Origin of the sequence: Dactylosporangium roseum (assembly GCF_025264685.1) — a bacterium.
In the GTDB taxonomy this organism is placed as follows: Bacteria; Actinomycetota; Actinomycetes; order Mycobacteriales; family Micromonosporaceae; genus Dactylosporangium; species Dactylosporangium roseum.
The window spans coordinates 4,452,224-4,472,568 of record NZ_CP073721.1 but is presented as its reverse complement, the minus strand read 5'-3'; the positions used below and the strand labels follow the sequence as shown (position 1 = coordinate 4,472,568).

Genomic DNA, 20,345 nt, shown 5'->3' with positions numbered 1-20,345 from the left:
TTCCTTGGTACTACGAGGTACCAGCGGCGTCAACGTCCGCTGCCGGCTGTCCGGCGCTGCGCAGCGTCAGCTCGGTGATCTCGCTCGGGGCGAAGACGCGGAACGGCGGGCCCCAGAAGCCGGTGCCTCGGCTGGTGAACAGTTGGGTGCGGGAGCCGTGGCGGGTCAAGCCTTGCACCACCGGCTGGTCGAGGCGGACCAGGTAGTGGAAGGGCCAGATCTGGCCGCCGTGCGTGTGGCCGGAGAGCTGCAGGTCGATGCCGTGCGCCACGGCGGCGTCGATCTGTTTCGGCTGGTGGGCCAGCAGCAGCACCGGGAGGGCGGGGTCGGCGCCGGCCAGGGCCGTCGCGTGGTCCGCCCGGTGGCCCGCCAAGCCTGCCCCGGCCGCCGTCCGGTCGTCGACGCCCGCCACGACGAGCTCCGACCCGTCGCGCGAGACGATCAGGTGGCGGTTGTGCAGCGGCTCCCAGCCCAGGCACCGCATGTGGTCGAGCCAGCCCTGGGCCTCGCCGAAGTATTCATGATTGCCGGTCACGTAGACCCGCGCCATGCGGGCGCGGACGTCGCCGAGCGGGGCGGCCTGCTCGGTGCGCCGCGCAACCGTACCGTCCGCGATGTCACCGGTGTGCGCCACGATGTCGGCGTCGAGGGAGTTCACCACCTCGGTCACGCCGCGGGACCAGCGGGCGCGGTTGATCGGGCCGTAGTGGGTGTCGGTGAGCAGGACCACCCGCAGGCCGTCGAGGCCGGCGCCGAGCCGCGGGACGGTGACCGTGACCCGGCGGACACGCGGGATCCGCATGGCCTCGACGTAGCCCCAGAGGCCGATGCCGGCGGCGACGACCGCGGTGAACGCCGCGGTGATCCGGGAGCGCAACGGGTCGTCGACGCCGCCGGCCAGCATCGCGAGGCGCAGCAGGTCGCCGGCGAGCGCCCAGACGAACAGGATCCACACGGCGCCGAGGAGCGTGTCGGCGATCCGGGCCGCCCAGTCGAGGCGGCGGCCGTGGCCGAGCACCATGAGCACCGGAAACGAGACCGCCGCGGCGACAAAGAGGACGGTGCCGATCGCCGCCACCGGGGCGGGCCACCGGTTGCCGGACAGCACCAGCGACCACCACGGCACGCCGAACAGCAGCGCCAGCACCGTGGTGAGGGCGAGACCGAAGGCCAGCGGGCGGATCAGGGAACTGCGCCGCGGTGCGGGGACTGCCGCCTCAGTCGTCGCCATCCCCGAAGCATGGCACGCGGTGTGACCCGGCGGCCACGAGGATGCTGACAGACCACTCAGTTGAACTTGCGCGCGGAGCTGTCCCGGTTCTGCGCTCGGGGGGAGTCGGCGAGCGTCCGGCGCAGCAGCTCGTGCTCGGCCCGCCGCTGCCCGGTCACGTCGCGCAGGGTCACCACCATGCCGCGGACCAGGCGGTCGTCGCGCAGGTCGCGGAAGACCACCTCGACGAGCACGCGTGTGCCGTCGGGGCGGCTCAGGCTCCACCGGTCGCGGGTGCCGTCGTGGTCCTCGGCGCGGGCCCGCGCGAGGGTGCGCATGACCTGCTCGCGGTCGTCGGGCCGGACGATCTCGCGCAGCGTGGCGAACGGCGTCGGCCAGATGCCCAGCACGTCGGCGACGGACGGGCTGGTGTACCTGATGCGCTCGTCGTCGTCGAGCACCAGCACGACGTCGTTGGAGTGCGAGGTGACCGCGCGCAGATACGCGTCGCTGTCACGCCGGCTCGCGACCTCGGTCAGGCTGATGCGGGCCAGCGCCAGCGCGGCCTGCCCGGCGAGCACGGAGACCGCGTCGAGCGCGGTGAGCAGGTCGCGGCGGTCGCCGCCGAGGTAGAGCACCCCGGCGTCGAGGGGGCACACGATCACGTGGCCGAACGCGGCGAGCCGCTTGTCCCACAGCGGCGGGATGTCGCCGACCGGCACGATCCGGGCCGCGGACAGCTCGCCGAGCGGCAGCAGGTCGGTGAGGCTGAAGTCGACGACGATGTCGTGGGTGGCGCCGCCGGGCAGCAGCGTGCGCACGGCGGAGCGGACGGCGTCGGCCACCGCGCCGGAGTCGGTCGCGCCGACGAGGACGGTGCCGGCCTCGCGCAGGGCCCGTTCGCGGCGCAGGGCACTGGCGTGCTTGCCGATGGCGTCGCTGAGCCGGACGACCAGCAGCGCGAGTGTGATGCCGAACGCGACGGCGATCACCGGCCCGTCGTGCACCCCGCCGGTGAGGGCCTCGGCCAGCAGCACCAGCGGTGCGAACGCCACCGAGACCAGCAGGACCACCATGCCGAGGCCGTGGACCGACTCGCGGCCGCGCCGCAGCGGGCTCTTCGCCGGCGCGGTGAGCCGCGCCATCGACGGGTGGAGGGCGGCCGCGCCCCAGGCCGTGTAGAGCACGACGTACGCCACGTCGGCCGGTCCGCCCGGCTGGAGGCCGCCGTGCGCCTGCGCCGAGCCGTAGGCGGCGTCGCCGACGAGCATGCCGAGCGCCCCGACGGCGAGCAGGATCGCGGACGGGTTGCCGCGGCGGGCGGTGGCGAGCCGGACCGTGACGACGAGGACGACGACGTCGCCGAGCGTGTACGCGGCCTGCAGCGACCAGTCGACGGCGCTCATGCCGCCGCGCTCGAGCCGCGGGCTGCCGACGAACACCCAGGCGGCGAGCAGCGCCGCGCAGCCGAGCGCGAGCAGGTCGACGAGCCGGGACCGGTCGTCGAGCGCGCCGCCGGCGCGGGTCAGGCCGATCAGGCCGGCCGCCACGACCGGGAACATCAGCAGATAGCAGAGGCCGGCCAGGGCGGGTGGCTCCGGCGCGGCCGGCGCGACGAGGCCGTAGACGAAGTCGCCGGCCGTCATCGCCACGAGCGCGGCGGCCAGGGCCCACCAGGCGACCGGCCGCTCGGGGCGGACCGTGCCGATGCCCGCGACGACGGCCGCGGCCGAGCCCAGGCCGATGCCGGCCCAGGCCAGGGAGTCGAACTGCGGAGCCGCGAACAGCACCGCGCCGAACGCCGCCATCAGCACGGCGTATCCGAGCGCGAACTGTTGCGGCCTGCCCAGTCTGCTCATCGACATCCTTCGGAGGTGTGTCGTTCCCTTACCACAGTCGGCCGAGATCATGCAGGTCCGCTCCCACGCGGCCGCGAAGGTGCGACCGGAGAGCGGTCCACAGTGGATGGGCGACGCGGCCGGCGCGGTCCCGGAGCGGGGGCTGTGACGTCGTCGGCGGTGAGCCGGCGCCGCGTGGGGCTGATGACGGCGGACACCCGAACACCCTACGACGTCCGGGGCGGTCCCGGGAAATGTAACGAAACATTGGAGGTCGTCGCCGTAACTGTTAAATCTTATATTGATCACAATTAAGGTACAGAAAAGGTGGTCGAACCGGCCTCGCGGGTCATGGCCGACGGCCGGCCACGGCCGCCGCCGGCAGCGGTGCCCGGGCCGGCGTCAGACGCCGGTCTCGGCGGGGAGCCGGCCCGACCGGACGGCCGCCACCAGCGCGGCGTGGTCGGCCTCCGTCTGGTCGGCGTAGGCCGTGGCGAACGCGGCGAACGCGTCGTCGAACTCGTCCGCACCGGCACCGCAGTACCCTTCGAGCACCCGCGGGTCGATCGACTGGGCGTGGGCCCGGGCCAGGACGACGCCGACCACCCGGGCGTAGTCGTCGAGCTGGCCGGCGAGCAGCGTCGTCGGGTCGATCGAGCCCTTCATGTCCCGGAACTGCCGCACCAGGTACGGCCGGCCGTCGATCGTCGTCCAGCCGAGCAGGATGTCGCTCACCGTCTGCATCCACCGTTGCCCGCGGACCAGGCGCTCGCCGGGGTGCCGGTCCGGCGCCGCCGGGAGATACGGGGCCAGCACCGACGGGCGGGCCTGCTTGACCTGGAGGACCAGCGCCTCGTCGCCGTTGCCGTGCAGCAGCACGACGTAACTGCGGTAGCCGACGCTGCCCAGCCCGACGATGCGGTGCGCCACGTCGACCACCGCGTAGCGGCCGAACAGGGCGCGGATCTCCTCGTCGAGCGTCCGCGCGTACGACTCCAGGCTCTCGATCACCGGGAACGCCGCGGCGGAGTCGAGCGGGACCAGGATCGGCGGGTCGGGCGTGAACCGCCACGCGTCGTGGTCGAGCCGCTGGGTGAACTTCTCGGCGACGCGGCGGCTGGTGTTCTTCTTCGCCTTCCTGCGCACCCGGTCGAAGGTGTCGACGAGGTCGGCGATGCCGAAGTGCTCCAGCGTCGAGTGGTCGGTCGTCAGGTAGTACGCGTCGAGCAGCGGCATCCCGGCGAGCTCGGCGACGGCGGCCCGGTACGCCGTGGCGCAGTCCCGGGCGGCGGTGCGGCACTCGTCGTCGGGCAGGCCGGCCTCCCGGCCGGCGCTGACGAGGCTCGCCGTGAGGCGCTTGAGATCCCAGTCCCACGGGCCGACGGCGGTCTCGTCGAAGTCGTTGACGTCCATGACGAGCCGCCGCTCGGGGGAGGCGTAGAGGCCGAAGTTCGCGGCGTGGGCGTCGCCACAGATGTGCCCGTGCAGGCCGGTGTCCGGGCCGGGCGCGAGGTCGGCCGCCATGACCGCCGCCGAGCCGCGCAGGAACGCGAACGGCGACGAGATCATCCGGCCGACGCGGATCGGCACGAGGTCGGCGACCCGCTCGGCGTTGGTCGCGGCGACGATGTCCACGGCGTCACGGGCGCTGCTGTCGAACGTCGTGAGCTGTTTGACGGGCGTGGCGGCGCGCCGCCGCTCCCCGTCGGCACGCAACGACTCGGGCGACGCCCACCCCGTGACACCGATCATGCGACCTCCCGCACGACGGTCAGCGGCACGTGCGCGCTGAGGTGGACGACACAGCCGAGCACCCGCTCCGTGCCGCCGACGGCTCCCGCGCCGACCACGCAGACCCTGGTCACCGGTCCTCCAGCAGGTGCCGGCGCAGTCGTGCGGTGACGGTGGGGTCTCCGAGGTAGTCCTCGACGGAGCCGTACCTGGCCCGCAGGTCGGCGAGGAACAGCAGCATCGTCTCGGCCGGTGACAGCAGCCAGCGGGCCGGCATGCGCGTGATCTCCGGCGCGACGCGCCGCCAGTACGCCATCGACCGCTCGGTCGCGGCGCTCGTCAGCGCGTAGTCCTCGGCGATCAGCTCGTCGGCGACGCCGAGCGCCGCGAGCGTGACCGCCGACACCACACCCGTGCGGTCCTTGCCCGCGACGCAGTGCACGACGACCGGTGCGTTGTCGTCGTCGGCGATCATGCCGACCGCGGCGACGATCGCGTCGCGGCCGTCGCCGGCGAGGTCGAGGTACCGGTCGGCGAGCCAGCGCGCGTCGCTGAGCTCCGCGCCGCCGGGCGCCTCCTCCCACTCCGCGTGGACCGGGCTGACGTGGTGGTACCGCAGTCCCGCGAACTCCGGGATCCGTCCGTCCCGCTCGATCTCGCGCGGCCGCCGCAGGTCGATCACCGTGCGCACGCCGAGCGCGGTGAACGAGACGGCGTCGCCCGGGTCGAGGCGGCTGAGCGAGTCGGAACGGAACAGCCGCCGCCAACGGACCGTCCGCCCCTCGTGCCCCGCGTATCCGCCCAGGTCGCGGAAGTTGAACAGGTTGGGGTGGTCATAGTTGCGCACGCCGTGACCCTAGCGTGTGTGTCGAGGCGGGAACCGGGCCGCGGCGGGGCCCGGCACAGGGTGGTCGCAGGCGGTAGGTTGGGAACACGTGGAACACAAACGCCGGGCGGTGGTCACCGAGCCGCTCGGCGCGCTGCTGGCCAGCGTGCCGAAGAGTCGTCCGAGCTGGCTGACGATCGTCAAGACGACCGTCGCCGCGACCCTCGCCTGGGTGCTCGCCCGGCAGTTGGGTGAGAACGCCGCCGTGCTGTTCGCCCCGGTCGTGGCGGTGCTCACGCTCCAGGCCAGCATCTACGGGTCGATCGCCACCGGGCTGCAACTGCTCTTCGCCAACCTCGTCGGCACCGCCCTCGCCATCGCCTGGGTGCGGCTCCTCGGCCTGACCTGGTGGTCCCTCGCCCTCGCCGCCTTCGCCGCGCTCGCGGTGGCCCGCCAGATCACCAACACCCCGCTGGCGCGCAACCAGCTCACCATCGCCACGCTGGCGGTGCTTGTGCTGACCCCGTTCGCCAAGGGGTACGGCCAGTGGCGGTTCGTCGACGTCGCCATCGGCAGCGCCGTCGGGCTCCTCGTCGCCGTCGTCGTGCCGGAACGGCCCCGCATCGCGCAGGTCCGCGCGACCCTCGACGCCTGGGGGAGCGCCATTGTCGACCTGCTGCGGCACATCTCGGACGAGCTCGGCGCGCACCAGGACCGGCCGCCCCTCATCCCGGAGCGGCGGCACGACTGGATCACCGAGTCGCGCGGGCTCGCCGAGCACACCTCCGACGCGGCCGCGGCGCTGGCCGGCGCCGAGGAGACCGCGGCGCTGCACATCGCCGCCGGCCGGCACCGCCGGACGGTGGAGCAGGCCCGCGCGGAGCAGCTCTGGCTGGTCCGGGTCACGCTCCAGATCCGGGCGGTCTCGCTGGCCGTCGACCGGCTCTACGACCGGCCCGGCCCGCCACCCGCCCTCGACCGCCCGACGCTCCAGGCCCTCCTGCGTGCCCTGGCCGACCTCATGGCGGTCCGCCTCGGCGGCGGCCCGGTCGACGACACGTCGCTGCGGACCGCGCTGACCTCGTCGGTGGACCGGGTCTACCGGGTGTTTCCGACAGCCCTCGCCGCGCTCGACTCGGTGAGCCTGCTCGGCCGCCTCGACCAGCTCCGGCAGGACATCGCCGGCGAGGAGGCCACGGCGCTCATCGACCCCGGCACCCTGCCCCGCAGCGACCGCTAGCGGCTGTACGGCATCGAGGAACTCGTCGTGGACCGGGCGCTCGCCCTCGGCGCCGGCTGAGCCGGCCCGGGCACCGCGAGAGCCTTACCTATGCTGGGGTCGCGGGGCAGGCGGGAGCTGAGGGGAGGGGCATGGCGCGCAACGCGGAGGAGTCGCTCGCTGACCTGCTGGGCGGGTGGCGGTCGGCGGTCGAGACGGCCGTGCCGGTCGTGGCGTTCGTCGGCGGCTGGCTGGCCGGCGACCGGTCCGTCGCGCTCGGCGCCGGGCTCGCCGTCCTCGGCGGGGCGTGCGTCGCCGCGTGGCGGCTCAAGCAGGGCAAACGTCCGGTCGGGACCGTCGTCAGCCTGCTCGTCGTGTGTCTCGGCGCCATCGTCGCGCTGCGCACCGGGCGGGCCGAGGACTTCTTCCTGGTGCGGGTCCTGACCAACGCGGCCAGCGCGCTCGCCTGGGCCGGCAGCATCCTCCTGCGATGGCCGTTCCTCGGCCTGGTCGTCGGCACCGTCCTGGGCCAGAAGGGGCGGTGGCGGCGCGACCCCGCCCTCCTGCGGGCGTACCAGCGGGCGAGCTGGGTCTGGGTGTTCCAGTACCTCGCCCGCCTCGCCGTCTTCGTCCCGCTCTGGTGGGCGGGGCAGGTGCTGTGGCTGGCCACCGCGCAGGCGGTGCTCACCTGGCCGCTGGTCGCCACGTGCGTGGCGGCGAGCTGGTGGGTGCTGCGTCGCTCCCTGCCGAGCGGCCACCCCGGCATCCGCCACCCGGCGCCCGCCGATGGGCCGGCCCGCGAACCGGTCGAGGGTCCGGTCAGCGGCCCTTGAGCGCGGCCAGCGCCTCCTCGACCGTGTTCGTCAGCGTGAGCACCCGGTCGAGGGCGGTCAGGTCGAAGATTCGCCGGATGCGCGCATGCGGACAGACCACCGCGAACCCGCCCGTCTCGTGCAAGCGCTTGTGCACCGACACCAGAACCCGCAATGCTGTGGAGTCGATGAACTCCACCGCCGACAGATCGAGCACCAGCCTCGTGGCTCCCTCGTCCAAGGACCGGTGGAGCCGCGTGTGCAAAGGTGGTGAGGTGACGACGTCCAGCGCACCGGTCGGGGTGACCACGATGCAGCCGTCGACCGTCTCGGTCGCGATGGCTTCGGTCATGACCGCTCCCGCGGTGCTGGTCGGTGCGTCAACGGTGGTCCCCCTCGGTCGTGCCCGCGGCATGCTCCTCCGACAAGAGGCGCGCCGGCATCGCGCCACGTTACAGCCCGCCACCCGCGAACGGGCGGATGCCGGTGCGTGACGCCGAACTCGCCGCCCCGCTGCGGGCGGCCCTCGACGGCGACGAGGCCGGCTTCGCCGCGCTGTGGCGCGCGCTCCAGCCGGCCGTCCTACGGTACCTGCACGCGGTCTGCGGCGAGGCGGCGGAGGACGTCGCGTCGGAGACCTGGCTGCAAGTGGCCCGTGACCTGCCGAAGTTCACCGGCGACGCGACCGCCTTCCGGGTGTGGCTGTTCCGCATCGCCCGCCACCGCGGCATCGACGACGGGCGGCGGGTCTGGCGCCGCCGCGAGGAGAGCCGCGACAGCATCGAGGCCTCCGACGCGCGGGCCGTGCCGGACGTCACCGGTGAGGTGCTCGAACACGCCGGCACCGAGTGGGCCTTGGGCCTGATCGGTGAGCTGCCGCGGGATCAGGCGGAGGCGGTACTGCTCCGCGTGGTCGCCGGCCTCGACGTGGCCGGCACGGCGGCGGTCCTGGGCAAGCGCCCCGGCGCCGTCCGGGTCGCGGCGATGCGGGGACTGCGCCGGCTCGCGGCGCACCCGCAGGTCCAGTCCCGCCGGTCCGAGATCGTCGCGTCGGCCGCCCGTTTCGCCTCCGCCGGCGGCTCCGACGCCCCGCGGCGGTGTGGCGCCCCGACGCGGCCGGCCGAAGGGCACGCGACGTGATCCGCTTGTTCCGCGGCCGGCGCCGGCCGCCGCGCATCACCGCGGACGAGGCGGAGCGGCTCCTCGACACGACGTCGACCGACCCCGGGCTCGAACATCTCGCCGGGCTGCTGCGGTCCGCGGCCGGCCCGGCCCGGCCGCGCGAACTGGCCGGCGAGGGCGCCGCGCTGGCGGCGTTCCGGCAGCGCCACCTGCCCGCCGGCGCGGTGTCCGCCGGGCCGCGCCGCAGGCTGCGGCTGGGCGCGCTGGCCGGCTCGGTCACGGCGGCGCTGCTCATCGCCGGGACGGGGACCGCGGCTGGGAGCGGTCGGCTGCCGGAACCCCTGCAACGCGCCGCCCACGACTGGCTCTCCGGGGTCGGCGTGCCGGACGCGAATCCGCCGGCGTCGCCACCGGGCCAGGCGTCCAGCCGTACGGGCGTCGCGCCGGCGGCGCCCACGCCGGCCGGCCGGCCGGCGTCGTCCACGACGGTGTCGCCCGCCCGGCTCGACGAGCTCTGCCGCGCCTGGCAGCCGGGCAGGGGCAAGCAGCTCACCGACGCGCAGCGTCGCGAGCTGGCGGCGCTGGCACAGGGCGAGGAGCGGATCGAGGCGTTCTGCAAGGGCAAGTCGCAGGGACCGCCCGGCCAGTCCGACGGCCAGCCGAACGGGCAGTCCGACGACCAGCCGGACGACCAGCCGGACGGCAAGTCGAACGGGCGGCCGGGCGGTCCGGCGGCCTCGGCGCCGGCGGTCGAGAAGGACGACAAGAAGCCCGACAAGTCCCCGAGGTCGAACAAGTGAGGGCGTGACCCTTCGCCGTGCGCGCCGTTGAGCCTTTCGACCACGACAGCGCGACGGGATGGACACCATGGACGGGACCGCCACCGATCAGTTCAGCATGACCGCCGCCGAACTGTCGTTCCTGCTGGCCAGCGGGGACCGGCCGGGGGAGGCACCCCGGCTGCTCGGCCTGACCGAGGCCGACCGCGCCGATGCCGTGCTCAGCGCCGGGATAGGCTCGCTGCTGCTACGGCACCTCGCGGCGCCGGTCGAGGGCAACCGGATCGACCTCGCTCCGGCGGTGGCCGCCGTCGCCGCCGCCCTGCACCGGCCGCGGGCGTTCGTCCAGGTCGGCCTGACCGCCGACGACCACGCCGACGGCGCGCTGCTGATCGACGCGGACCGGTTCCGCTTCCTGGTCGGCGGCCGAGCGTACCGCTGCTACGACATCACGCCGATCGCCGCCGACGCCGACGTGCGCGAACCGCTGCTGGCCGTCGCGGACCGGTTCCTGCACCGCCACCGCCCGGCGGTCGCCACGTTCAACGCCTCCAGCGCGTTCGACTTCGCCCGGGGCGTCCAGCCCACCCGCACGATCCTGTCGTCGGCGGCGGACGGGACGTGGACCGTCGTGGGCGTGGACGGCACAGCGTCGGCCGCCGCCGGCTTCGACGAGGCCGCCGACCTGGTGCGCGCCGAGCTGGCGACGATGCTGCCGCCCTTGGTGCAGGCCCAGCCGTAGGCGCCGCGCCGCCCCTGGCGCCGGCCGAGACCGGATTCTGCGCGGAGCGGCGCCACGACCGGGCCGGGCCGCTGGTCCGCGACCGGATTCTGCGCGGAGCGGCGCGGCTCCGGTCAGCGGATGGTCACGACCAGCCATACCCGTTGCGGAGCTGCGCGGCGATCAGGTCGAACCGCTTGCCGTCGAGGACGGCGCCCTCGCGGCGGATGCCGTCGGCGTCGACCGTCAGCACCCGGTCGAGGCGGACCCAGCTCGGCCGCTGCTCGCGGTCCCAGGTGCCGGGGCCGAGCGCGAACCAGTGCCGCTGGCCGTCGCGGTCGCTCTGGCTGGACAGCATCAGGCCGAGCACGTCGTTGCCCGTGCGCCCCACGACGAGCACCGGACGGTCCTTGCCCTGGGAGGGATCGTCCTCGTACGGCACCCAGGTCCACACGATCTCGCCCGGGTCCGCGTCGCCGTCGACCTGCGGGGAGTACTCCAGCAGCTTGTCGGTCGCCCTCCGGTCCGGCGGCGCCGTGCTGTGCCGCGCCACGGGCCGGCCTGCCCGCGACGCTCCCGGGACCGCGCGGCCCGACGGCGGCGGACCGGGCACCGGCTGTGTGCGCTGAGCGGGGGCGGTGCCGCGTATGCCCAGTCGTGTGGCCACGGCCTGAAGAAGTCGTTTCACGCCGACGACCATAGCCGTGACGATCTGGACGCGCTCCGAGGGGCAAGGCCGCGAAGTGCGGCCGTGCGGTCGTCTGTCAACCCCGGTATTGCGCTACGGGACGGTGACACACAGTCGTGCGGGTGGTGTCTGTCGCTCATGATCGCCGCTGGCCCCGGGATGGCGCGGTCCGGCCGGGCGACTCCATGACTCCATGATCATGGGAGAGATGTGGCTGCCCCGATAGCCGGATCTTTCCCATGATCATGGGATCGAGCGCCCTGTCTGACCCGCGCTGTGCGGTCTGATTCGTGCGGCGCCTTCTGCTCGTCCTCCTGCTCGTCGCGGCCTCCGGGCTGGCGGCATGCGGTGAGCCGTCCGTCGACGACCGGCTCGCCGCGTTTCTCACCGCCTGGCACAAGGGCGACTTCACGGGCCTCTCCCTGGTGCCCGCTGGTAGCGCGGAAGGACGGGGAGCCACCCGGCCGGTGACGGCGCCCGGGATCACCAGGAGACGCCGTCGAGCCGCGGGGGAATCAATCCTGGTCACTGCGTTGACCTGCGCAGACGCCGGCGAAGGACCGAAACCTTCGGCGACACGTGAATGAATGGACGGTACCTGTCGCCGAGCGTGTCCTCATCGGTTGCGGGCCGTAGGCAAGCCAGTACAACCAATGCGGCAAAAGTCGCGAAATCCCGTGAAGCGCCTGGGTGCGCGGGCTCGGAACGAGCCTGCCAGGTATTCCTCATTCGGTAACGAACTGGGTAGCGTCTGCCTGGTGCTGAAAGGGTACGTCGGGGCGATGGCCATCCTCGTGACGGCCAACTTCGCGCTGCCCGGACTGCACCTGGTGCTGTGGTCGGCGATCGGGATCGCGAGTGTCACGGCGATCCTGGTGGGCGTGCACCAGCACCGGCCCCGCCGCCGGGCGCCGTGGTTCCTGCTCGCGGCCGCCGTCGGCTCGTTCGCCGCCGGTGACGTCACCGCCGACGTGCTGACGCGGCTGGTGGACCGGCAGGGCTTGCCGTCGATCGCGGACGTCTTCTATCTAACGGTCTACGTGCTGATCGCCGCCGCCCTGGTCTGGCTCTATCGGCTGGGGGTGGTACGCCGCGACCCGGCGAGCCTGTTCGACGCGGTGACGCTGACCGCGGGGCTCGGCCTCCTCTCGTACATCTTCCTGATCCGTCCCTACGTCGACAACCCGGACCTGTCCGCGCTGGACCGGACCATCTCCATCGCCTACCCGCTCGCCGACGTCGTCGTGCTCGCCGTCGGCGCCCGGCTCATCGCCTCGGTCCGGCTCACGCCGGCGGTCGCGCTGCTGGCCGCGGGCGGCGTCGGGCTGCTGACCTCCGACGTCGGGTTCGGGCTGGCGCAGCTCAACGGCGACTCGTCCACCGGCGGCCCCGTCGAGACCGGATGGGCCGCGTTCTACGTGCTGTGGGGCGTCGCCGCGCTGCACCCGTCGATGCGGGAGCTGACCGAGCCGAAGGTCGTGCGGGCCGACGACGAGCGGGTCGGCCGCCTGCTGCTGCTCGGGCTGTCGCTGTTCGTCGCGCCGACCGTGCTGTTCCTCGAGATGGGCTCCGGCGCCGTCCGTGACGCCGCCGTCATCGCGATCGTGTCCGCCCTGCTGTCCGGGCTGGTCCTGCTGCGTCTGGGCCGGGCGGTCAGCGGCCAGCGGCGCACGCTGCGGCGGGAGCGGCGGCTGCGCAGCGCCGGCGCGGCACTGCTGATGGCGACCGACGAGACCGCCGTCGTGGGGACGGTGCGGGACGCGGTCGCCGATCTGCTGCCGCCCGGCCGTGCCCACCGCGTGGTCATCGCCCCGGTCGGCGACGGCCAGGTGTCCATGCCCTACACCCGCGCGCTGGCGCCGGCGCTCGCCGCCGAGCTCGGCGACTTCGAGGTCACCCTGTGCTGCCCCCTGGAACTCGCCGACGGGCGGGCGGCCGAGCGGGCGCTGTTCGTCGCCGCGGACGAGGTGCTGCTCGTCGGCCTCCAGGAGGCCGCGCAGATCCTCGCCACCCAGGCCGCGATGGCGCTGGAGCGCATCACGCTCGGTGACGAGATCGTGCGGCGCAACAGCGAGGTGTACTTCCGCACGCTCGTGCTCAACACCGCCGACGTCATCCTGATCGTGGGCGCCGACGACCGGGTGCGGTTCGCGAGTCCCTCCGCACACGCGCTCTTCGGCACCGTGGACCTGGTCGGCACGCCGCTGCCCCTGGTGTTCGCCGCCGGGAGCGCGAGCGTCGTCGACCGCCGGCTGCACGAGGTGCGGACCCGCAACGCGGGCCGCCTGGGCGACGACCTCACCGTCATCGGGCCCGACGGGACGCCGGCGCTCGTCGAGGCGACCTTCCGCGACCTCGGCGACGAGCCGACCGTCAGCGGCGTGGTCGTCACCCTGCGGGACGTGACCGAGCGGAGCCGCCTGCAGGCCCAGCTCTACCAGCGGGCGACCTTCGACGCGCTCACCGGCCTGCCGAACCGGGAGGTCTTCCTGACCCGCGTGCAGGAGGCGGTCAGGTCCGGCGCGGAAACCGGCGCGACGGTCGGCGTCCTCATCGTGGAGCTCGACGACTTCAAGGTCGTCAACGACACGTGGGGCCACAGCGCGGGCGACGCGCTGCTCGTCGCCGTCGGACAGCGGCTCACCGAGGCGTTGCGGTCGGTCGACAGCTCCTACGGCGCGGCCTGCACCGTCGCGCGGCTCGGCGGCGACGAGTTCGCGGCGCTGGTCCGGCGGGCCGGCAGCCCGGCCGACGTGGAACGGGTCGCCGAGCGGCTGCTCGCGAGCTTCACGGCGCCGTTCGAGCTCGACCACGGTACGGTCACCACCACCGCGAGCATCGGCGCGGCCACCACCGCCGAGGCCGCCGACGCCCAGGAGTTGCTGCGCCACGCCGACCTCGCCGTCTACGTGGCCAAGGAGGCCGGCCGGGACCGCTGGCGGCGGTACGAGTCGTCGCTGCACAGCGCCGTCGTCGAGCGCCACCGGCTGCGCGCCGACCTGGACCGGGCCATCGCCGACGAGGCGTTCCTGCTGCACTTCCAGCCGATCGTGACGCTGACCGACGGGCGCACCCACGGCTTCGAAGCGCTCGTGCGCTGGGACCACCCCACCCGCGGCATGGTCCCGCCGGACGACTTCATCTCGGTCGCGGAGGAGAGCGGCCTCATCGTGCCGCTCGGCGCCTGGGTGCTCAGCAACGCGGTGAAGGCCGCCGCGCAGTGGCGGATCGCGTATCCCGAGGCGGAGACACATGTCTCCGTGAACGTCTCGGCGCGGCAGTTCCGCACGCCCGAATTCGCACAATGGGTGCTCGACGAGATCGACCGGATGGGCCTGCCGCCCGGCTGCCTGTTGCTGGAGATGACCGAAAGCCTGCTGCTGCACGACGACGGCGAGGTCGCCGCCGCCCTCGCCGCGCTGCGCCAGGCCGGTGTGCGGATCGCCATCGACGACTTCGGCACCGGCTTCTCGTCGCTGTCCTACCTGCGCAGGCTCCCCGTCGACGTGCTCAAGCTGGACAAGAGCTTCATCGACACCATTGCATCGTCGACGGAGCAGCACGCCGTCGTCGACACGATCGTCCAGCTCGCGCGGATCCTCAACCTGGAGGTCGTGGCCGAAGGCATCGAGACGGAGGTGGAGCGCGATCTTCTCGTTACGATGGGTAGCAATCACGGGCAGGGATACCTGTTCTCACGCCCGTTGAGCTACGGCGACGCGAGTCAATGGTTGTTGGAGGACGCGTCGGGGGTTCAACGGGGAGGCCGCACCGCGGCCTGAACCACCCCGGAGGACGTCTGTGTTAGCCGAGCACCTCGCCGCCGCCGTCGATGAGGACCCCCGCTACCGCGGCATCGCCCATCTCCGCGCCCGCAGCCGGTTCTACGACGCGGTGATCGACGAGATCGACGGTCGGCGCATCCGCGTCGGCGACCACTGGCTCACCGACTGGGCGTCGTGCAACTATCTCGGCTTCGACCTCGAGCCCGACATCATCGGGACGGTCGAGGACCAGTTGCGCCGCTGGGGCACCCACCCTAGCTGGTCGCGGATGCTCGGCAACCCACGGCTCTACCCGGAGATCGAGGAACGGCTGGCCGCGCTGCTCGGCGCGCCCGACGCCCTGGTCCTGCCGACGATCACGCAGATCCACCTGTCCGTGATCCCGGCCCTCGCGCGGCAGGGCACGCTGCTGGTCGACAGCCGTGCCCACAAGACGGTCTGGGACGGCTGCGTCTTCGCCCGCGGGCAGGGCGCGAAGCTCAAGCGCTTCCACACCCTCGACGAGCTGGCCTCCCTCCTGCCGTCGGCGCGCGGCCCCGTGCTGGTCTGCACGGACGGGGTCAACAGCATGACCGGCAACATCCCGGACCTTCCGCGATACCTGGAGCTGTGCCGGCGGCACGGTGCGGTGCTGTATGTCGACGACGCCCACGGCTTCGGCGTGATCGGCGAGCGCGGTGCCGGCGAGACCAGTCCGTACGGCTGCTTCGGCAACAGCATCGTGCGCCACCACGGCGAGGACTACGACAACGTGGTGCTCGTCGGCGGCTTCTCCAAGGCCTACTCCTCGCTGCTCGCCTTCCTGGCGGTGCCCACGGTCCTCAAGAACCGCCTGAAGGTGGCCGCGGCGCCGTATCTCTACTCGGGCCCGTCCCCGACGGCGTCGCTGGCGACGGTGCTCGCCGGCTTCGACGTCAACGCCGAGCGCGGCGACAAGCTGCGCGCCGACCTCTACCGCATGTCGATGCGTGTGCTCAACCACGTGCGCGGCCTCGGCGTCTTCACTCCCAACACCGACGACACCCCGATCATCGAGCTGCCGATCGCCGTCGACCGCGACCTGGTCGAGGTGTCGGAGCTGCTCTGGGCGCGCGGCCTCTTCGTCACCCTGGCCCCGTATCCGGGTGTGCCCCGCGACCAGGTCGGTTTCCGCGTGCAGGTGACGGCGGCGAACACCGACGAGCAGGTCGACGAGCTCAACGCGGTGATCACGGAACTCGCGGCCGCGGATGTGTTCCAGCCCGCGCGGCGGGGCGGTGCTTCGTAGCGCCCGCGGCCCGGTGGTCAGACGCTGCGGGTGACGAGCACCGGCGACGCGGCGTGGTGGACGATGAGCTGGGTCACCGGGTTCGGGTGCGGGTGCTCGTACCATCCGACCCGGTGCGCGCCGATGACCAGGAGCAGCGCCGTGCGGGCGGCCTCGGTCAAGGCGTCGAGCACCGGAGCGTCCCGGCTGGTGAACCGGGTCTCCACCTCCGGATGGCGGCGCAGCCACGGCTCCATCTCCGCGGCCACGGCCTCGTGCGGCCGGGTCCGCCCGGCGTGCAGGGCGACGAGCGGCACGTGGCGTGCCGCCGCCTCGCCGTAGCCGAACGCGAGGGCCCGCTGGCTCGACGATGAACCGTCGACGCCGACGACCACCGGTGCGTGCTGCGGGAGGGAGCTCATCGGGTCGGCCCATCGCCAGCCGTTGTTCACCACCAGGACCGGGCAATGGGCGAACCCCGACAGGTAGGCCCCCACCGACGCGTCGAGCAGGCCGCCCTCGTGCACCCGCCCGCCGATGATGATGAGCGACGCATTTCGCGACTGGTCCTGCAGCACGCTGGCCGCCGAGCCGCCGATGGTCATCGTCTCGACCTCGATGCCGGGCTGCCAGGTGCGGGCCTCCGCCGCGGCGTCGAGCACGACGCCCTGCCCGTCTGCCGGCCCTTCCCAGCTCATCGCGTGCACGACCCGCAACGTGCAGCCGTGTCTGGCGGCCTCGTCGGCGGCCCAACGCACCGCCCCGAGACTCGCGGTCGACCCGTCCACGCCGACCACGATCGGATTCCGTGCTAGCTGCATGGCGCACCCCCTCCACGCCTCCCCGCCTTCCACCATCCCTCGCGAGTCGGGCGTTGGACAGGGGGATACTCCTCCCGCCGGGGAGTTCGACGCTCGCCCGGGGTGTCGCTGCTCGCACCGGACATCGGCGCCGCCGAACCCACCGTGACCCGGACCCGGACGGCGAGACCGCGGCGTCCTGGTCAGTCCTCGCCGGTGGACGCCTTCGTGCGGCGCTTGCGGGCGGGGCGGCGGCGCGGGCGGCCGGCGTTCGAGGCCAGCTTCGTGTAGGTCAGCATGTTGGCCAGGCCGATGCCGATCGCCGCGAACAGCACCTGGATCCCCAGCTCCCACCAGCTCCATCGGATCTTCCACACCGTGACGACCGCCGTGTCGTCGAGGTCGACCAATTCCGCCACCAGGGTGCCGAGCAGCGCCGCGCCGACGCCGATGAGGAACGTGACGAACACGCCGATCGACTGGCGGCCCGGGAGGACGAGCCGCCCGAGCACACCGATCAGCAGGCCGATCGGCATCGCGCTCAAGAAGTCGTTGATGTGCATGCCCCGCGCTCACCTTCCCTTCGACTGAGGTCGAAGGGAAGGTACACGTGCCGGCGCGGGACATATCTATCGGGCCGAGTATCCCGCCGTCCACCGACGCGACGTCGAGCCGACCGGACTGTCCTGTCCGCTCGAACGCTTCGGAGTCCGGACCTACTTTTCGGATGCGTTGTGGGCGCTGTCCGAGGTGGCATCGACGAGCGGGGTACGTGGGGCGAGCCTAGCCAGTGATCTTGGTCTTGGTCGGCGGTCCGATACCCGAAGGCCGCGCGGTGGGGCGGCTGGACGGGCTAACAGGAGCGTTGCGGCCGACGGACTGACCAGCCTGGGGAATCGGTACCGTTGCGGCGGTTGCCGCCGGCCGGCGAGCACCGCGGGGCGGGAGGTGCTCGACCAGGTGGTACGCGGCGGGCCGGTACGGCGAACGTGCGACGGGAGGCCAGCGAGGTCTACGACCAGGTACGGGAGGCGGTCGTGGAGATCAGGGCGGCGATCGCGGCGGCCACGGCACGGGCCCGGGCGCCGGTGATCGCGGTCATCCGCAAGGGCAGCGACTTCGGCCACGCCGCGAAGTACCTATTCGGGCCGGGCGAGCGCGGTGAGCACGTCGACGCGCACGTGATGGCCGGCGGCAGCGTCCTGCTCGGCGACCGGCGCGGGTGGGACTGGATCGCCGATATGCGGTTTTGCGTAGGGCTTCGGCCTGGTGTGTCCCGGCCGTCGGACACGCTGTGCGACACACATCTAAACGCGCAGTGGGGTAGAGCTAGCTATACCGCACAGGTAGCGCAGCCTCATCCGGTTGTGGTAGCTCATGTGCCATCGCGCTCCGAGCGGCCCTTCTCTACCGTCGTCCCATGCGATTTCGACCGATCACGACAACTGGTGCCGCCGAACCAACACCAGGTTCCGACCGCAGAACTGTTCGACTGCATTCGAGGTCTGCGATCGGGTTGCTGCTGGCGGCCGGTGCAGCCTTGGTGGCAGCATTCGAGCTCGCTCCCAGGGTCCTCCTGAGGCCAACCTTCGGGGCTTACAGTGACGCGAAACTGCACGACGCCCTCGGGCGTGCTCTCGTCGAGTATTGGCGAAGCGGAACTCCGGCGTTCCCCGCCCGCCTGACGACGCTGGTCGACTACTGGTTCCAATGGCATGCGATCAAGGTGGCAATCAGCTCGTTGTCGGTCATTGTCTTCGCCCTGCTCGCCACCGCGCTGTGGCAGAGATACCTGCGTACCCAGGCCTGGTACGCAGCGGTTGCCATCGCCGCAACGGTGTCGACGGTTGCCGCCACGGGAGTGTTGATGTTGAACATCCAGGCGACAGCCGTACCGCTGGTCGCGTTGCTTGGGCTGCTATCCGGTAGAACCGCCGACGGAAACCTTGCGCAGGTTTTGAGTGAGATGCGCGAAGGGCTGACGGTATCGGCCGGCCCGCACGCCGGTTCCCCTGCGCTGACGGTACTGCTCAGTGAGGTCGAGCGATACTTCTGGGTCATGGTGGCGATTTCCGCCGCGCTGATGGTGGCAACCGTCCTGGCGAGCGTCCTTTTCTGGAAGCGGCGTATCGCCGCCGACCCGAGCGCCACCCGCGTCAGATTCATGCACAGTACGCTCGGTGTCATCACGGCCCTGACCGCATGTCTGCTGCTACTCGTGACAGCGGCCTATGCATTCTCGGCGCTGGAACCCGCCACCTGGCTGCTCGGTGTCATCGGTGCGGGCTGACACCGCTCCTGCCGGCTGCTGCGTCGTAGGGTCGTGACCGTGGCGACGAACGTGTGGCGGGCGATGGCGGGCAACCCCGTCCGATTCGTCCTGTCGCGATGGCCATGGCGCAGCCTGGCCTACGTGGTCAGTAGCGTGGCGGTCATCTCGATCGCCTGGCTGGCCATCGTACCGCTGCTGCTGTTTCCGCCGCTGCTGCTGCTCGTCGGCATACCGATCGGGGCGCTGGAGCGCCACCGGCTCGGCTTCATGGAGCCGCTGGCGGTCCCCGACCCGCACGCCGCCGCACCCCCGAGCGGCTGGGCGTGGGTGCGGCGGCGGGTGACCGAGGCGGCCACCTGGCGCGAACTCGGCTATTGCGCATGCCTGCTGTCGGTGCTTGCACTGCTCGACCTGGCCGCGGTGTTCGTCCTGTTCATCTGCCTCCTCCTGCTGGCGTTGCCGCTGTTGGTCGGGTTGGGCGCGAACGCCCACATCGTGGTGGGCACCTGGACGGTCGAGACTGTCGGGCAGGCGTGCGCCGTCGCTGGTCTGGTCGGGGTACCCGCGACGGTGGTCATCCTGTACGGAATCAGCGTGCTCGGCGGTGCCCAGGCAGCCTTCGCCAAGTGGCTGCTCGCGCCCACCGGCACCGAGATGAACCGTCAGGTCGAGGAACTGGCCCGGTCACGCAGCCGGTTGGTCAACTCGTTCGAGGCCGAACGCCGTCGGATCGAGCGAGACCTGCACGACGGCGCGCAGCAACACCTGGTACTCCTGACGATGAAGCTGGGCCTGGCCGAGCGGCATATGGCCGACGCAGACGGACACGCCGGTGAACTCGTCGGCGAGGCCCACGAGCAGGCCCGGCTGGCACTCACCACCCTCCGGGACCAGATCCGCGGCATCCATCCCCAGATCCTCACCGATTTCGGGCTGACCGAGGCGGTACGCGAACTCGCCGAACGGTGTCCGATCCCGGTCGAGGTCGACCTCGACCTGCCCAGCCGGCTGCCGCCCGAGATCGAATCCACCGCCTACTTCGTGGTCTCGGAGGCCCTGACCAACGCGGTACGACACGCTGCAGCCACCCGCATCCAGATCAGTGGCAGACTCGCTGAGCAACGGCTGGCGCTGACAATCGTCGATGACGGCACGGGCGGCGCCGAACCGTCACTGGGCACGGGCATGCGGGGGCTGGCCGACCGAGTGGCCGTCGTGGCTGGCACCCTGGAGCTCAGCAGCCCACAAGGAGGACCCACCACAGTGCGGATCAACCTGCCGTGTCGCTACGAATAG

The 20,345-nt window shown here is 72.5% G+C and carries 17 protein-coding genes; 9 read left to right on the top strand and 8 right to left on the bottom strand.

Going from position 1 to position 20,345, the window contains the following annotated elements; translation table 11 throughout:
- Window positions 1–10: 10 nt before the first annotated feature.
- The 4 genes from Drose_RS20950 to Drose_RS20935 form a co-directional block, all read right to left on the bottom strand.
- Entirely contained in the window at window positions 11–1,231 is a 1,221-nt protein-coding gene (locus tag Drose_RS20950; RefSeq protein WP_260722986.1) for a metallophosphoesterase, read from the bottom strand.
- Between the two features lie 56 nt (window positions 1,232–1,287).
- The gene (locus Drose_RS20945; RefSeq protein WP_260722985.1) at window positions 1,288–3,069 is read right to left on the bottom strand and encodes a PAS domain-containing protein; all 1,782 of its coding nucleotides are present in this window, start codon (window positions 3,067–3,069) and stop codon (window positions 1,288–1,290) included.
- 381 nt (window positions 3,070–3,450) lie between these two features.
- Window positions 3,451–4,800 carry a DUF2252 domain-containing protein gene (locus tag Drose_RS20940; RefSeq protein ID WP_260722984.1) on the bottom strand — a complete coding sequence of 450 codons (1,350 nt, stop codon included), beginning with the start codon at window positions 4,798–4,800 and terminating at the stop codon, window positions 3,451–3,453.
- Window positions 4,801–4,909: 109 nt separating this feature from the next.
- A complete protein-coding gene (locus Drose_RS20935; protein WP_260722983.1) occupies window positions 4,910–5,626 on the bottom strand; it encodes a tyrosine-protein phosphatase in 717 nt (238 codons plus the stop codon).
- Between the two features lie 88 nt (window positions 5,627–5,714).
- Between Drose_RS20935 and Drose_RS20930 the strand changes: the two genes are divergently transcribed.
- Together Drose_RS20930 and Drose_RS20925 are read left to right on the top strand one after the other, a co-directional pair.
- Window positions 5,715–6,845 (top strand): FUSC family protein, encoded by a 1,131-nt coding sequence (locus Drose_RS20930; protein WP_260722982.1) that lies wholly within the window; start codon window positions 5,715–5,717, stop codon window positions 6,843–6,845.
- 131 nt (window positions 6,846–6,976) lie between these two features.
- Entirely contained in the window at window positions 6,977–7,657 is a 681-nt protein-coding gene (locus Drose_RS20925) for a DUF3159 domain-containing protein (RefSeq protein WP_260722981.1), read from the top strand.
- Here Drose_RS20925 and Drose_RS20920 read toward each other — a convergent pair.
- Window positions 7,644–7,988 carry an STAS domain-containing protein gene (locus Drose_RS20920; RefSeq protein WP_260722980.1) on the bottom strand — a complete coding sequence of 115 codons (345 nt, stop codon included), beginning with the start codon at window positions 7,986–7,988 and terminating at the stop codon, window positions 7,644–7,646. The two genes, Drose_RS20925 and Drose_RS20920, sit on opposite strands and share 14 nt — an antisense overlap.
- Before the next feature lie 134 nt (window positions 7,989–8,122).
- Here Drose_RS20920 and Drose_RS20915 point away from each other — a divergent pair, with 134 nt between their 5' ends.
- The 3 genes from Drose_RS20915 to Drose_RS20905 all read left to right on the top strand — a co-directional run bounded on the left by Drose_RS20915 (window position 8,123) and on the right by Drose_RS20905 (window position 10,279).
- The gene (locus Drose_RS20915) at window positions 8,123–8,776 is read left to right on the top strand and encodes an RNA polymerase sigma factor (protein ID WP_390891214.1); all 654 of its coding nucleotides are present in this window, start codon (window positions 8,123–8,125) and stop codon (window positions 8,774–8,776) included.
- Window positions 8,773–9,558, top strand: coding sequence for a hypothetical protein (locus Drose_RS20910; protein WP_260722978.1), 786 nt, complete (start codon window positions 8,773–8,775; stop codon window positions 9,556–9,558). The genes Drose_RS20915 and Drose_RS20910 overlap by 4 nt, the downstream gene beginning before the upstream one ends.
- A 67-nt stretch (window positions 9,559–9,625) precedes the next feature.
- Window positions 9,626–10,279 carry a hypothetical protein gene (locus Drose_RS20905; protein ID WP_260722977.1) on the top strand — a complete coding sequence of 218 codons (654 nt, stop codon included), beginning with the start codon at window positions 9,626–9,628 and terminating at the stop codon, window positions 10,277–10,279.
- Between the two features lie 124 nt (window positions 10,280–10,403).
- Here Drose_RS20905 and Drose_RS20900 read toward each other — a convergent pair whose 3' ends face one another.
- Window positions 10,404–10,946 carry a type II toxin-antitoxin system PemK/MazF family toxin gene (locus Drose_RS20900; protein WP_260722976.1) on the bottom strand — a complete coding sequence of 181 codons (543 nt, stop codon included), beginning with the start codon at window positions 10,944–10,946 and terminating at the stop codon, window positions 10,404–10,406.
- A 758-nt stretch (window positions 10,947–11,704) separates the two neighbouring features.
- Here Drose_RS20900 and Drose_RS20895 point away from each other — a divergent pair.
- Both Drose_RS20895 and Drose_RS20890 read left to right on the top strand, forming a co-directional pair.
- Window positions 11,705–14,728 (top strand): putative bifunctional diguanylate cyclase/phosphodiesterase, encoded by a 3,024-nt coding sequence (locus Drose_RS20895; protein WP_260722975.1) that lies wholly within the window; start codon window positions 11,705–11,707, stop codon window positions 14,726–14,728.
- 19 nt (window positions 14,729–14,747) lie between these two features.
- Window positions 14,748–15,998: an aminotransferase class I/II-fold pyridoxal phosphate-dependent enzyme gene (locus tag Drose_RS20890; protein WP_260722974.1), complete on the top strand. Its 1,251-nt coding sequence runs from the start codon at window positions 14,748–14,750 to the stop codon at window positions 15,996–15,998.
- A 17-nt stretch (window positions 15,999–16,015) separates the two neighbouring features.
- Here the strand turns inward: Drose_RS20890 and Drose_RS20885 are convergent, their stop codons facing one another.
- Both Drose_RS20885 and Drose_RS20880 read right to left on the bottom strand, forming a co-directional pair.
- Window positions 16,016–16,798 (bottom strand): universal stress protein, encoded by a 783-nt coding sequence (locus Drose_RS20885; RefSeq protein ID WP_260722973.1) that lies wholly within the window; start codon window positions 16,796–16,798, stop codon window positions 16,016–16,018.
- Window positions 16,799–16,980: 182 nt separating this feature from the next.
- Window positions 16,981–17,340, bottom strand: coding sequence for a GlsB/YeaQ/YmgE family stress response membrane protein (locus Drose_RS20880; RefSeq protein ID WP_260722972.1), 360 nt, complete (start codon window positions 17,338–17,340; stop codon window positions 16,981–16,983).
- Window positions 17,341–18,197: 857 nt separating this feature from the next.
- Here Drose_RS20880 and Drose_RS20875 point away from each other — a divergent pair.
- Complete coding sequence (locus Drose_RS20875; RefSeq protein ID WP_260722971.1) at window positions 18,198–19,067, top strand: hypothetical protein; 870 nt, start codon at window positions 18,198–18,200, stop codon at window positions 19,065–19,067.
- Window positions 19,068–19,106: 39 nt separating this feature from the next.
- Window positions 19,107–20,345 carry a sensor histidine kinase gene (locus Drose_RS20870; RefSeq protein ID WP_260722970.1) on the top strand — a complete coding sequence of 413 codons (1,239 nt, stop codon included), beginning with the start codon at window positions 19,107–19,109 and terminating at the stop codon, window positions 20,343–20,345.